This window comes from Cupriavidus ulmosensis (assembly GCF_977008105.1).
In genome coordinates, this window is sequence record NZ_CDRMWP010000002.1 from 1,831,354 (window position 1) to 1,844,299 (window position 12,946).

Below are 12,946 nucleotides of genomic sequence, written 5' to 3' on the forward strand. Positions count from 1 at the left end.
CCGGTTTCTCTTCGCAACCGCTGTGCCAGCGCACGGAAGGCGGTGAATTGTCTTTTGCATCAACGGGTTGGCGCGCAGCCGCCGGGTCGCGGCGAGGGCGCCCGCGTAGCGGACGTCGCGATTTCGAACGGCGCCACCGTCCGGTTTTCGCGCTGTGGCGCGATGGCGGGAGAGGTGGAGGAAGAAATGGCACGGGAGGTGGCCGGGCGACCGGAACGGCACGTCCGGCGCCGGCGCGCGCGCGCCGGGAACGGTTCCGACACATAGCAATGTTATGCTTTGGCCCTCGATAACTCCTGCGCGCACAGGGCGCGCACCCTGATGGAAATTGCCATATTACTGGCGCTGATTTTGCTCAACGGACTGTTCGCCATGTCGGAAATCGCGCTGGTGACGGCCCGCAAGGCTCGTCTGCAAAAACGGATCGAGGAAGGCGACCGCGGCGCCATCGAGGCGATCAAGCTGGGCGAAGATCCCACCCGCTTCCTCTCCACCGTGCAGATCGGCATCACCTCGATCGGCGTGCTCAACGGCGTGGTCGGCGAATCCACGCTGGCCCAGCCGCTCGGCGTCTGGCTGCAGGGCTTTGGCATGCAGACCGTCACCGCCGGCTACGTGGCGACCGCCATCGTGGTGGCCGGCCTGACCTACTTTTCCATCGTGCTCGGCGAGCTGGTGCCCAAGCGGCTCGGCCAGATGGCACCCGAAAGCATCGCGCGCCTGGTGGCGCGCCCGATCTCGTTCCTGGCGGTGGCTTCCACGCCGTTCGTCAAGCTGCTGTCCAGCTCGACGCGCCTGGTGCTGCGCCTGCTTGGCGTGACGAGCGGCCGCGGCCCGGCCGTGACCGAGGAAGAAATCCACGCGCTGCTGGTCGAAGGCTCGGAGGCCGGCGTCATCGAGCAGAACGAGCACACGATGGTGCGCAACGTGTTCCGCCTCGACGACCGCCAGCTCACCTCGCTGATGGTGCCGCGCGGCGACGTGGTGTGCCTGGACGTGGAAGTGCCGCTGGAAGAAAACCTGCGCCGCATCGAGGAGTCCGACCACTCGCGCTTCCCGGTGGTGCGCGGCGGCATGCACGACATGCTGGGCGTGGTCAGCGCCCGCCAGTTGCTGGCGCGCCGCCTGCGCGGCGAGCCCACCGACCTGACCGCGGTGCTGCAGGCGCCGGTGTTCGTGCCCGAGAGCGTGACCGGCATGGAGCTGCTGGAGAACTTCCGCGCCTCGGGCGGGCAGATGGCCTTCGTCATCGACGAGTACGGCGAAGTGCTGGGCCTGGTGACGCTGCAGGACCTGATCGAGGCCATCACCGGCGAGTTCAAGCCCGACAGCGCCGGCGAGGAATGGGCGGTGCAGCGCGAGGACGGCTCCTGGCTGCTCGACGGCCTGATCCCGATTCCCGAGCTCAAGGACCGCCTCGTCCTGCGCCACGTGCCGGAAGAGGACAAGGAGCGCTACCACACGCTGTCCGGCATGCTGCTGCTGTTGCTGGGCCGGCTGCCGCAGACCGGCGACACCGTGCGCTGGGGCGACTGGAAGTACGAGATCGTCGACATGGACGGCAAGCGCATCGACAAGGTGCTGGCCTCCGTGGTGGTGCCCGAGGACGGCGCCGACGCCGAGACCACCGGCTGACCGCGCGGCGGGCATGGCGCCCGCCCTCCGTTCCTCTTGCCCCTTCCGCATCCCCTTCCGCATTCGCCGGCCCGCTCCGCACCACCGTGGGGCGCCGCCGGCGAGACTTGATCGCCATCAAGTCCGCGCGCCGGCGCACGATCCCGGCATCCGCCGCGCTTCGGGCCGCGCCCGCCCTGCCGTATGATCTTCGTTATGCCGAGCCAAGTGCGGCGCGGCGGCATGATCCACCAACACCCCTCCCATGCACCCAGACGCAGACGGCATCGTCGGCAAGCCGGAAGCGGACCTGCCCGACACCGGCGATTTCGCCGCCCTGCTGGCCGCGCGCCGGCAACGGCCAGGCGCGGCGCCCGGCCTGGCGGTGCTGGTCATCCACCTGGACCGCTTCAGCCACGCCAGCGAGACGCTGGGCCCCGGCCTGGCCGCCGGCCTGCGCGCGCAGGCGGCCGCGCGCGTCGCGGCGCTGGCCCGCGGCGCCGACCTGGCCTGGTTCGGCGACGCGGAGATCGGCGCCATCGCGGCGCTGCCGCCGCGGGCCGCCGACGCGCGCGAGGCCGCGCTGCGCCTGGCGCGCGCCGTGGCCGGCGCGCTCGCCCGGCCGTTCCGGCAGGACGGCTTCGAGCTGTTCCTGTCGTCCAGCATCGGCGTCGCGCCGGACGACCCCGCCCTGCCCGCCGAACGCACCGTGCGCCAGGCCTGCGACGCCATGCTGCGCGTGCGCAAGCGCGGCGGCGACGGCATTGCCGGCGCCGACGGCACGGCGCCGTCCCCGCTCTCCTCGCCGGTCCTGGCGGCATTGCCGCACGCGCTGGCGCGCGGCCAGCTCACGCTGAACCTGCAGCCGCGGGCCATGCTGGCCGGCGGCGAGATCGCCGGCTACACGGTCAGGCTGCGCTGGCAGAACCCCGAGTTCGGGCGCGTGGCGCCGCAGGATTTCCTGCCCGCGCTGGAATCGCGGGGCCTGATCGGCGACGTGGCGCGCTGGCTGATGGAGAGCGCGCTGCCGCTGCTGGCCAGCCCCGGCATCGCCGAGCCGTTCGAGCTGAGTTTCCCGGTTTCCGGCGCGCAGTTGCACGACCCGCCGCTGACCGGCACGCTGCTGCGCACGCTGGAGCGCCTGCGGCTCGACCCCGCCCGGGTCCGCCTGGAAATCCCCGCGGCGGCCGTGCCGGCGGGCGACCGCGCGGCCGCCGGCAGGCTCGCCGCGCTGCGCGACGCCGGCCTGCGCATCGCGCTGTGCGATCGCGCCGGCGCGCCGGGCGGCGAGCCCCTGCACGCGGCCCTGGAACGCCTGCGGCCGGACCTGCTGATGCTCGATGCGCGCGCCCCCGGCGGCGCTGGCCGGCCCGGACGCGAGGACACCGCCGCGGCGCACATGCGGGCCGCCTGCGAACTGGCCGGGCAACTGGGCCTGGCGGTCTGCGCCAGGGGCATCGAGACGCGCGGGCAGCTGGCCGGGGCGCGCCGCCTGGGGTGCGGCAGCGTGCAGGGCTACCTGCTCGCGCAGCCCTTCCCCGCGCACTGGCTGGCGCAGACGCATGCGGCCATCCGCGCGCGCGTGCGCGAGCTGCTGGCGCAGCCATAGGCCGCAGCCTCGCGGCGGCGCGGCGGCGCACCGTGAAAAAGTTACAAAATGCCGTGCCGGGTACCCCAATGAAGTGCGCCAACAACGGTAAAATTGCGGCGGACAAATCGACCAAAAGGAGTCTGGCGTGAAAAAAGGATGGATCTTCTGCGTTCTGCTTGCCACCCTGCTGGCGGGCTGCAATACGATGGCAGGCCTCGGCCAGGACATCCAGAAGGGTGGCCAGAAGCTCGAAGGCGCTGCCGACCGCAGCAAGTAAGCGGGACGCGCGGGCGCCCGCACAGGCACCCGGCGGCAAGAAGCCGGCGCATCGCGCCGGCTTCTTGCGTTGTTGCCGCGGCCTGGCAGCGGTTCCCCGGACCGCGGCGGCGCTTCCGGCTATAGCAGTTCCTCCGGCTACAGCAGTTCCTCCGGAGTAAACGGCGCCAGCACGTCGATCCACAGCCGCCTCGACCACGTGGTGTCCGGCTCGGCATCGAGCACGGCCGCATCCTTCCCCTTGCCATCCACCCATTGCACCGCGCCCGTGCCGGACAAGCGCAGCAGGTAGCTGTTGTCGTCGATGGCGCCGGCGAACAACTGCGCGACCTGCTGCGCCAGGCGCGGGCTGCGGATGATCAGGCCGGTCTCGGTGTTCTGGCTGGCCGAGCGCGGATCGAAGTTCATCGAGCCGACGAACAGGTTGGCGCGGTCCGCCACGGCGGCCTTCACGTGGAGGCTGGCCTGCGAGGACGTGAAATCGCCGACCGCCCGCTGCGGGCGGCCGGGGCGCGACTTCAGCTCATGCAGCTCCACGCCGGCGCGCAGCAGCGCCGCCCGGTAGCGGCGGTAGCCCACGTGCACGATCGGCGCATCGGTGGCGGCCAGCGAATTGGTCAGCACCCGCACCTTGACGCCGCGCCCGACGAGGCCCGCCATCCATGCCACGCCCGCGTCGCCGGGCACGAAGTACGGCGAGATCAGGATGATTTCCTGCTGCGCGCCGCCCAGCATGCGGCCCAGTTCCCGCACCATCGTGTCCTCGCCTTCGGGCGCCTTGTCGGGCGAGGCCTTGTCCGGCGTGTCGACCATCACGCTGGCGGCGGCCCATTCCAGCGGCAGCTTGCCGCCGCCGGCGAGCTGCCGCGCCAGGAAGCTCGCGCGCGGATCGATGCGCGCCGGCGGCGCCGCGCCCCGGGACTCGCCGCGCCCGGACTCCGCCTGCGGGCCGGCCAGGCCCGGCTCCAGGCTCGCCGCGCTGGCGGGCTCGGCCGACGCCGCCAGTTCCTCGGGGCTGGCCAGCGCCTCCACCGGAATCGCCAGCGGGCTGTTCCAGTAGCGGTCGAACGCCGCCGACAGCCGCCGCACCGCGGGGCCGGCGGCGATCACGTCGAGATCCACGAAATTGGTGTCCGGCGCGCGCAGGAAGTAGGCGCTGCCGATATTGCGCCCGCCCGTCATGGCCAGCGCGTTGTCGGCGATGAACGCCTTGTTGTGCATGCGCCGGTTGATGCGGCGGATGTCCGCCGCCGACGACACCATGCGCGTGAGCCTGGAAAAGCGCCCGGCCGGGAACGGATTGAACATCCGCACCTCGATGTTGCGGTGGCGCGCGAAGCGCAGGAAGGCGCGGTCCTTGCCGTCGCTGTGCAGGTCGTCGACCAGCACGCGCACGCGCACGCCGCGCCCGGCGGCGGCGCGCACGTGGCGCAGGATCTCGCGCGAGGACTCGTCGGCGTCGATGATGTAGTACTGCAGGTCGAGCGTGCGCGTGGCGCGGTCGGCCAGCGTCACGAGCGTGCCGAAGGCTTCCTCGCCCGAGGTGATGACGTGGAAGCCGGACAGCGCCGGGTCGGGCGCGCTCTGCGCCACCAGCCGGCCCAGCGCGGTGGCGGCGGGATCGGCCAGCGCCGCGCTCGGCTGGCGCGGCACGTCGCGCGGCAGGCTGGCGCAGCCCTCGGTGGCCAGCACCAGCGCGCAGGCCAGCGCGCGCGCCAGGCGGGCGATCCATGCCGGTCCGGCGCGGCGCTCTCGCGCCACCGCCCCCGCCGCCGTCACCGCCGCCGTCACCGTGAATCGCACCAGCATGCCGCCTCCAGCCGCGGGCCATCCAGGACCCGATACCGGAAGCTTAGGAGCTCGCGCCAGGCGCGGCTATCCGCCTTTGTCCGACGTGCCCGACAAAGCGGCGGCCAAGGCGGCGGCCACCCGGGGACGCTCCAGGCCGCTCAGGCCGGCTTGCGCAGCGCGGCCGCCTCGCGCGCCAGCGCGCGCACGCGCTCCCAGTCGCCCTTGGCCACGGCATCCTTGGGCACCACCCACGAGCCGCCCACGCACACCACGTTGGGCAGCGCCAGGTAGGACGGCGCGCGCGCCGCGTCGATGCCGCCGGTGGGGCAGAAGCGCAACTGGGCCAGCGGGCCGTACAGCGACTTGAGCATCGGGATGCCGCCGGCGGCCTCGGCCGGGAAGAACTTGAGGAACTGGAAGCCCGCTTCGAGCGCGGCCATCGCCTCGCTGGCGGTGGCCACGCCCGGCAGCAGCGCCACGCCGGCGCCCTGCGCGGCCACGGCCAGCGCCGGGGTCAGCCCGGGCGACACGGCGAACTGCACGCCGGCCTCGCCCACGGCCTGGAGCTGGGCCGGCGTGAGCACCGTGCCGGCGCCGACCACCGCCTCGGGGAAGGCCGCGGCCACCGCCTTGATGGCATCCAGCGCCACCGGCGTGCGCAGCGTGATTTCCAGCACCGGCAGGCCGCCGCCGATCAGCGCTTCGCTGACGTGCAGCGCTTCGTCGACCGAGGAGAATTCCAGCACCGGGATCACCGGCACGCCGGCGAAGCGTTCGATCAGGGAGGATTGAGTTTGCATGACGGATATTCAGTCAGGTAGGTCGGACAAGCCGACGAGGGCACGAAAAAACAGCGAACCGGTCGCGCGAAGACCGCGCGAAGCGGGAAAGATCGGAAAAATCAGGCAATCACGGAAACCGACTGCGCCAGCCGGGCCAGCACGGTCTCGGTGGCCGGGATCGGCGCCACCGCGCCGTAGCCGGTGGTGGACAGCGCCGCGGCCACGTTGGCGTAGCGCGCGGCCTCGAACGGATCGTCGCCGGCCGCCAGGCGCGCCACGAAGCTGCCGCCGAAGCAGTCGCCGGCGCCGGTGGCGTCGAGCGCCCGCACCGGGTACGGCGCCACCAGCGAGCGCGCCTCGGGCGTGGCCACGTAGGCGCCCTCCTCGCCCAGCTTGAGCGCCACCAGCCCGATGCCGCAGCCGAGCAGGTGGTCGACGATGGCGTCGCGGTCGTCGAGGCCGGTCAGCACGGTGATGTCGTCCCAGCTCGGCAGGCACACGTCGGTGAGCGAAAAGGCTTCGCGCATGATGCCGCGCGCGCGCGCCAGCGTCCACAGGCGCAGCCGCAGGTTGGTGTCCAGCGTCACCTTGGCGCCGGCCTTGCGCGCGTGCTCCATCGCCGCCAGCGCGGTGTCGCAGGCGCTGGTGCTGATGGCCAGGCTGATGCCTGACACATGCAGGTAGCGCGCCTCGGCGATGGCGTGGTGCGGCAGGTATTCATGGTGGTAGCGGCTGGCCGCCGAGCCGCTGCGCAGGTAGTCGAAGCGGTGGCCGTGCGCGTCGTGGCTGACGAAGTACACGCCGGTCGGCGCGCCGGCGTCGACGCGCACGTGGCGGGTGTCGACGCGCTCCTGCGTCCACAGCGCCAGCAGGCGCTCGCCGAAGCTGTCGTCGCCCACCGCGCTGATGTAGCCGGCGCGCGCGCCCTGGCGCGCCGCGGCGATGCAGAAGTTGGACGTGTCCCCGCCGAAGCCCTGCAGGTAGCGGGCGGGGTCGTCGGGCTGCTGGTTGAACTCCACCAGCGCTTCGCCGAAAGCCAGGATGTCGATGCTCATGGTGCGGGCGTCCTTCAGGAGGTTCCGTGGTTCCGTGATTCCGTTCGTGGCGGTCAGAAGAAGGTCTGGACGATGTCGGTCACGCGCAGGCTGCCGTCCAGCACCGGGATGTGGCGCCACTTGTCGAAGGTCAGGCACGGATGCGAGATGTCGAAGGCGATCATGTCGCCCACGCGGATGTCGTCGCCGGCGCGGATCCGCAGGTAGGCGTGCTGGTCCATCATGCCGCTCACCTCCCAGTGCGCGGGCGCCGCCTGCGGCGCGGCCGCGCCGGGCCGGTACAGCCGCGCCGGGACCGGCATGCCGGCGTCGAAGGCCGCGTCGCGCTTGCCCATGCCGACGATGGCGCGCTCCGGCTCGGGAACCGACTGCACGTAGGCCCACAGCTGCAAGGCCGGCAGCAGGCCCTCGCGCATCTTCTGCGCGACCGGGTTGCTGGCCAGGATGCGCTCCTGCGCGGCGCGGTAGATGCCCACGTCGTGCGTCAGGTAGCAGCCCGGGCGCAGCACGATGTCCAGCGGCGCGCCGATCTCGGCGCGCGCGAATTCCTCCGCCACCACGTCGTACCAGGCCGAGCCCGCGCCCGACAGGATCACCGGGCTGCGGCCGAAGCGGCCGGCCGCGGCCAGCTCGCGCGTGACCGCCACGGTGCGTTGCAGGAAGGCGCGGATGTCGGCCTCTTCCTTCAGCACGCCTTCGTAGATTTCCACGCCGGCCAGCGACAGCGCGCCGGGCCAGCGCGCCAGCGCAGCCAGCACCGCGGCCTGCTGGCGCGCGTCGCGCACGCCGGTGCGTCCGCCCGCCACGCCCAGTTCCAGCAGGACCTGCAGCGTCTGGCCGCGGCCGCTGAAATACGCGCCCAATTGATCCGCCAGTTCCGGCGAATCCACCAGCGAGAAGAACTCGAAGCCGGGATCGCGCAGCAGGTCCGCGACGATCTCCATATTGCGGCGGCCCACCAGCTGGTTGGCCATCAGCACGCGGCGCACGCCGTGCGCGTGGGCGGCGGCGGTCTGGTGCGCGGTGGCCAGCGTGATGCCCCAGGCGCCGGCTTCGAGCTGGCGCGCGAACAGCTTGGGCGCCATCGTGGTCTTGCCGTGCGGCGCGAGCTGCACGCCGTATTCGTGCATGAAGCGGCGCATCCACGCCAGGTTGTGGGCCAGGCGCTCTTCATACAGTACCGCCGCCGGCAGGCTCAGGTCCTCGGCCAGCAGTTGCCAGCCGACCTGGCCTGCGGCCGCCGGCGCCAGCGGCGCCTCCAGCTTGCCGAGCGCCTTGTTGAGCGGATCGATCATACCGGTCTGGTACTTTATTTCATGCATCTCTGTCATCACTGCGCAAAATTCCGATTGACGTAATGATAGCCTTGAAATTACGATATTTCACCCTTGTTATAAAGTAACATCCACGGCGTGCCGAACCTTGCCGGCGCCGGCGGATGCGCGCACGTTCCGCCCTTACGCTTCGCCCTACGCTCCCGTCCATGTCCGCGTCCTTCGACATCCTTTCCCGCATCGCCGAGCGCGGCCCCACGCTGCGCCTGGCCGAGCAGAAGGTCGCCCAGGTGATCCTGGAGGACCTGGCCGGCGCGGCCGCGACCAGCATCAACGAGCTGGCGCGCAAGGCCGGCGTGAGCGAAGCCAGCGTGACGCGCTTTGCCAAGGCCATCGGCTGCCGCGACGTGCGCGACCTGAAGCTGCGCCTGGCGCAGGCCACCGCGGTGGGCCAGCGCTTCCTGCAGGCGCAGGGCGCGCGCACGGCCGAGCCGGCCCCGGCCACGCTGGCCGACAGCATCCATGCCGACATCCTGGACTCACTGGAAGTCAACCGCAAGCTGATCGACCCCGACCACATCGGGCGCGCCGCGCGCCTGTTGCTCGACGCGCGCATGGTCTACGCTTTCGGCATGGGTGGCGGCTCGTCCTTCATGGCCGACGAGGCGCGCTACCGCCTGGCCCGCCTGGGCCGCCCCGTGGCCAGCTACCAGGATGCGCTGCTGCAGAAGATGGTGGCGGCCACCCTGCACAAGGACGACGTCGTGCTCGCCTTCTCCGCCACCGGCAGCGTGCCCGAGATGCTGGCCAGCTGCGACATCGCGCGCGAGTACGGCGCGCGCCTGGTGGCCGTGACCGCGCTGGGTTCGCCGCTGGCCGCGCGCGCCGACGTGCTGCTGCCGGTGCGCACGCTCGAAACCGATTTCATCTTCAAGCCCTCGGCCTCGCGCTACGCCATGCTGCTGGTGATGGACGTGCTGTCCACCCAGCTCGCACTGCTGCAGCAGGAGCAGAGCCAGGACCGGCTGCGCCGGCTCAAGTTCGTGCTCGACGCGCACCGCGGCAGCGCGGGCCCCGGCGCCGCGGACAGCCGCCAGCCGCTCGGAGACTGACATGCCCGCCTCGACCGACACCGCGCCGTCCGGCCTGCCGCCGTTCGACACGCTCATCCGCGGCGCCACCGTGCTCGACGGCTCCGGCGCCGAGGCGCGCCGCGCCGACGTGGCGCTGCGCGCCGGGCGCATCGCGCGCATCGCCATGCTGGACGACGATGAGGACGGCGGCATCGACCCCGCCGGCGCCGCGCAGGTGGTGGCGGCCGACGGCCTGGTGCTCGCGCCCGGCTTCATCGACGTGCACACGCACGACGACACCAACGTCGTCCGCCAGCCGCAGATGACGCCCAAGCTCTCGCAGGGCGTGACCACCGTGATCGTCGGCAACTGCGGCATCAGCGCCGCGCCCGTCGCGCTGCGCGGCGAGCCACCCGACCCGATGAACCTGCTCGGCGGCGCCGAAGCCTTCCGCTACCCGGATTTCGGCAACTACGTGCAGGCCGTGCGGGACGCGCGGCCCGCCGTCAACGTGGCGGCGCTGGTCGGCCACACCGCGCTGCGCAGCAACCACATGGACCGGCTCGACCGCGCCGCCACGCCGGCGGAGATCGCCGCCATGCGCGCGCAGCTGGAGGCGGCGCTGGCGCACGGCGCGCTGGGCCTGTCCACGGGCCTGGCCTACGCCAGCGCGTTCAGCGCCACCACCGACGAAGTGCTGGCGCTGTCCGAGCCGCTGGCGCGCGCCGGCGCGCTCTACGCCACCCACCTGCGCAGCGAGTTCGCCGAGATCCTCGAGGCGATGGACGAAGCCTTCCGCATCGGCCGGCACGCGCGCGTGCCGGTGGTGATCTCGCACCTGAAATGCGCCGGCGTGGCCAACTGGGGCCGCAGCGGCGAAGTGCTCGACGCGCTCGAGCGCGCGCAGCGCTGGCAGCCGGTCGGCTGCGACTGCTATCCCTACACCGCCAGTTCCTCCACGCTGGACCTCAAGCAGGTCACTAGCGACTTCGACATCATGGTCACGTGGTCCGGGCCGCATCCCGGCATGAGCGGCCGCCTGCTGGCCGACATCGCCGCCGGGTGGCAGACCAGCCTGGAAGACGCCGCGCGCCGCCTGCAGCCGGCCGGCGCGGTCTACCACGGCATGGAAGACGCCGACGTGGACCGCATCCTCAGCCACCCCGCCACCGTGATCGGCTCGGACGGCCTGCCCAACGACCCGCTGCCGCACCCGCGCCTGTGGGGCGCGTTCCCGCGCGTGCTGGGCCACTACGCGCGCGACCGCGAACTGTTCCCGCTGGCCGTGGCCGTCAACAAGATGACCGGCCTGTCGGCCGAACGCTTCGGCCTGGCGCAGCGCGGCTTCGTGCGCGAGGGCTACTGGGCCGACCTGGTGCTGTTCGACGCCGCCACCATTCGCGACGCGGCCAGCTTCACCGACCCCATGCAGCCGGCCGAAGGCATCGCCGCGGTGTGGGTCAACGGCGCGCTGTCCTGGCGGCAGCGCGCGGCCACCGGCGCGCGCGCCGGCCGCTTCCTGCCGCGCGCGCGGCGCGCCGGCGACGTGGCCGGCTAGCGGCGCCGCAACCCGTTTTCAGCAATCCGCTTCAGGAGTCCTCATGGAAATCAGACGATTCGGCGTGGAAGGCGGCACCGGCTCCGGTGGCCAGCACATGCCCTTTGCCCGCGCGGTCGCCGCCGACGGCTGGCTCCACGTGTCGGGCCAGGTGCCGATGGTGGCCGGCGAGGTCATCGACGGCGGCATCGTGCCGCAGACCCACCAGGCCATCAGGAACGTGCTCGCCATCCTGGCCGAGGCCGGCTACGGTCCCGAGCACGTGGTGCGCTGCGGGGTGTGGCTGGACGACGCGCGCGACTTCGCCTCGTTCAACAGGATCTTCAGGGAATATTTCGGCGCCAACCCGCCGGCACGCGCCTGCGTGCAATCGAGCATGGTGGTGGATTGCAAGGTCGAGATCGACTGCATCGCCTACAAGAAGCCGGCGGCCTGACCAACGCCTTCCGGCAAACACCTCAACCGGCCGCCTGCGCGGCCATTTTCATAACGGACGCGGGAGAGCCCCGCCGGACCCTCCGGCGGACCCCGCAGCAAGGAGACAATATGGGCGCCGTCACCGGAACCACACTATTGCTGTACGCGCTGATCGCCGTGATCGCACTGGTCGTGCTGATCGCGAAGTTCAAGCTCAATCCCTTCATCACCCTGGTCGTCGTCTCGGTGCTGCTCGGCTTTGCCGTGGGCATGCCGATGGGCGACATCGTCAAGTCGTTCGAGGCCGGCGTCGGCGGCACGCTCGGCCACATCGCGCTGGTCATCGGGCTGGGCACCATGCTCGGCAAGATGATGGCCGAATCGGGCGGCGCCGAGCGCATCGCGCGCACGCTGATCGATTTCTTCGGCGAGAAGAACGTGCACTGGGCGATGGTCACGATCGCCTTCATCGTCGGCCTGCCGGTGTTCTTCGAGGTCGGCTTCGTGCTGCTGGTGCCGATCGCCTTCAACGTGGCCAAGCGCACCGGCACCTCGATGGTGCTGGTCGGCATCCCGATGGTGGCCGGCCTGTCGGTCGTGCACGGCCTGATCCCGCCGCACCCGGCCGCGCTGCTGGCCGTGACCGCCTACGGCGCCGACATCGGCAAGACCATCCTGTACGCGCTGATCGTGGGCATCCCCACCGCCATCATCGCCGGCCCGCTGTTCGCGCGGCTGATGGACCGCTACGTCAAGCTGCCCGACGTCAACCCGCTGGCCGCGCAGTTCACCGAGGACGAGAGCAAGGGCACGCATGAACTGCCCGGCTTCGGCATCACCATCTTCACCATCCTGCTGCCGGTGGCGCTGATGCTGATCGGCAGCTGGGCCGACCTGCTCACCGCGCCCAAGACCTTCGCCAACGACTTCCTCAAGCTGATCGGCAACTCGGTGATGGCGCTGCTGATCGCCGCGCTGGTGAGCTTCTACACCTTCGGCAAGGCGCGCGGCTTCAACCGCGAGAACATCCTCAAGTTCACCAACGAATGCGTGGCGCCCACCGCCATCATCGTGCTGGTGGTCGGCGCCGGCGGCGGCTTCGGCCGCGTGCTGCGCGACTCCGGCATCTCCAACGCCATCGTCGACGTCGCCACCGGCGCGCACGTCTCCGTGCTGCTGCTGGGCTGGCTGGTGGCCGTGCTGATCCGCATCGCCACCGGCTCGGCCACGGTCGCCATGACCACCGCCGCCGGCATCGTCGCCCCGATCGCCGCCAGCGTGCCGGGCACCCGCCCCGAACTGCTGGTGCTGACCACCGGCGCCGGCTCGCTGATCCTGTCGCACGTGAACGACGGCGGCTTCTGGCTGGTGAAGGAATACTTCAACATGACCGTGGCGCAGACCTTCAAGACGTGGTCCGTGTGCGAGACCATCATCTCGGTGGTGGCACTGCTGCTGACGCTGGCGCTGGCCACGGTGGTCTGATACCGGCTGGCGTTGCCCGAGGCGGGGCGC

At 71.6% G+C, this 12,946-nt stretch carries 11 protein-coding genes; 7 read left to right on the plus strand and 4 right to left on the minus strand.

Going from position 1 to position 12,946, the window contains the following annotated elements:
* Positions 1–321 precede the first annotated feature (321 nt).
* From ACWTPI_RS27810 to ACWTPI_RS27820, 3 genes are all read left to right on the plus strand, one after another.
* Complete coding sequence (locus ACWTPI_RS27810; RefSeq protein WP_454733342.1) at positions 322–1,635, plus strand: hemolysin family protein; 1,314 nt, start codon at positions 322–324, stop codon at positions 1,633–1,635.
* Between the two features lie 244 nt (positions 1,636–1,879).
* Positions 1,880–3,223: an EAL domain-containing protein gene (locus ACWTPI_RS27815; protein WP_454733343.1), complete on the plus strand. Its 1,344-nt coding sequence runs from the start codon at positions 1,880–1,882 to the stop codon at positions 3,221–3,223.
* 127 nt (positions 3,224–3,350) lie between these two features.
* Positions 3,351–3,482 carry an entericidin A/B family lipoprotein gene (locus ACWTPI_RS27820; protein WP_020202832.1) on the plus strand — a complete coding sequence of 44 codons (132 nt, stop codon included), beginning with the start codon at positions 3,351–3,353 and terminating at the stop codon, positions 3,480–3,482.
* A gap of 137 nt (positions 3,483–3,619) precedes the next feature.
* Here the strand turns inward: ACWTPI_RS27820 and ACWTPI_RS27825 are convergent, their stop codons facing one another.
* The 4 genes from ACWTPI_RS27825 to ACWTPI_RS27840 all read right to left on the minus strand — a co-directional run bounded on the left by ACWTPI_RS27825 (position 3,620) and on the right by ACWTPI_RS27840 (position 8,431).
* Positions 3,620–5,290, minus strand: a complete 1,671-nt coding sequence (locus ACWTPI_RS27825) for a phospholipase D-like domain-containing protein (RefSeq protein ID WP_454733344.1) — start codon at positions 5,288–5,290, stop codon at positions 3,620–3,622.
* Positions 5,291–5,430: 140 nt separating this feature from the next.
* Positions 5,431–6,072, minus strand: coding sequence for a bifunctional 4-hydroxy-2-oxoglutarate aldolase/2-dehydro-3-deoxy-phosphogluconate aldolase (gene eda, locus ACWTPI_RS27830; RefSeq protein WP_020202834.1), 642 nt, complete (start codon positions 6,070–6,072; stop codon positions 5,431–5,433).
* A gap of 101 nt (positions 6,073–6,173) precedes the next feature.
* Positions 6,174–7,109 (minus strand): sugar kinase, encoded by a 936-nt coding sequence (locus ACWTPI_RS27835; RefSeq protein WP_454733345.1) that lies wholly within the window; start codon positions 7,107–7,109, stop codon positions 6,174–6,176.
* Positions 7,110–7,162: 53 nt separating this feature from the next.
* Positions 7,163–8,431: an amino acid deaminase gene (locus ACWTPI_RS27840; protein WP_454733346.1), complete on the minus strand. Its 1,269-nt coding sequence runs from the start codon at positions 8,429–8,431 to the stop codon at positions 7,163–7,165.
* Between the two features lie 161 nt (positions 8,432–8,592).
* Between ACWTPI_RS27840 and ACWTPI_RS27845 the strand changes: the two genes are divergently transcribed.
* From ACWTPI_RS27845 to ACWTPI_RS27860, 4 genes are all read left to right on the plus strand, one after another.
* Positions 8,593–9,495 carry a MurR/RpiR family transcriptional regulator gene (locus tag ACWTPI_RS27845; RefSeq protein WP_059411583.1) on the plus strand — a complete coding sequence of 301 codons (903 nt, stop codon included), beginning with the start codon at positions 8,593–8,595 and terminating at the stop codon, positions 9,493–9,495.
* Between the two features lies 1 nt (position 9,496).
* The gene (locus ACWTPI_RS27850; protein ID WP_454733347.1) at positions 9,497–11,014 is read left to right on the plus strand and encodes an N-acyl-D-amino-acid deacylase family protein; all 1,518 of its coding nucleotides are present in this window, start codon (positions 9,497–9,499) and stop codon (positions 11,012–11,014) included.
* 43 nt (positions 11,015–11,057) lie between these two features.
* On the plus strand, positions 11,058–11,450 hold the full coding sequence (locus ACWTPI_RS27855) for a RidA family protein (protein ID WP_020202839.1): 393 nt from the start codon (positions 11,058–11,060) through the stop codon (positions 11,448–11,450).
* Positions 11,451–11,560: 110 nt separating this feature from the next.
* Entirely contained in the window at positions 11,561–12,916 is a 1,356-nt protein-coding gene (locus tag ACWTPI_RS27860; RefSeq protein ID WP_029043574.1) for a GntP family permease, read from the plus strand.
* Positions 12,917–12,946 lie beyond the last annotated feature (30 nt).

Bases quoted from the DNA above. Each gene is read 5' to 3' on its own strand.
- ACWTPI_RS27810 (WP_454733342.1), top strand. From the start codon at position 322: ATGGAAATTGCCATATTACTGGCGCTGATTTTGCTCAACGGACTGTTC.
- ACWTPI_RS27815 (WP_454733343.1), top strand. From the start codon at position 1,880: ATGCACCCAGACGCAGACGGCATCGTCGGCAAGCCGGAAGCGGACCTG.
- ACWTPI_RS27825 (WP_454733344.1), bottom strand. From the start codon at position 5,290: ATGCTGGTGCGATTCACGGTGACGGCGGCGGTGACGGCGGCGGGGGCG.
- eda (WP_020202834.1), bottom strand. From the start codon at position 6,072: ATGCAAACTCAATCCTCCCTGATCGAACGCTTCGCCGGCGTGCCGGTG.
- ACWTPI_RS27835 (WP_454733345.1), bottom strand. From the start codon at position 7,109: ATGAGCATCGACATCCTGGCTTTCGGCGAAGCGCTGGTGGAGTTCAAC.
- ACWTPI_RS27840 (WP_454733346.1), bottom strand. From the start codon at position 8,431: ATGCATGAAATAAAGTACCAGACCGGTATGATCGATCCGCTCAACAAG.
- ACWTPI_RS27845 (WP_059411583.1), top strand. From the start codon at position 8,593: ATGTCCGCGTCCTTCGACATCCTTTCCCGCATCGCCGAGCGCGGCCCC.
- ACWTPI_RS27850 (WP_454733347.1), top strand. From the start codon at position 9,497: ATGCCCGCCTCGACCGACACCGCGCCGTCCGGCCTGCCGCCGTTCGAC.
- ACWTPI_RS27855 (WP_020202839.1), top strand. From the start codon at position 11,058: ATGGAAATCAGACGATTCGGCGTGGAAGGCGGCACCGGCTCCGGTGGC.
- ACWTPI_RS27860 (WP_029043574.1), top strand. From the start codon at position 11,561: ATGGGCGCCGTCACCGGAACCACACTATTGCTGTACGCGCTGATCGCC.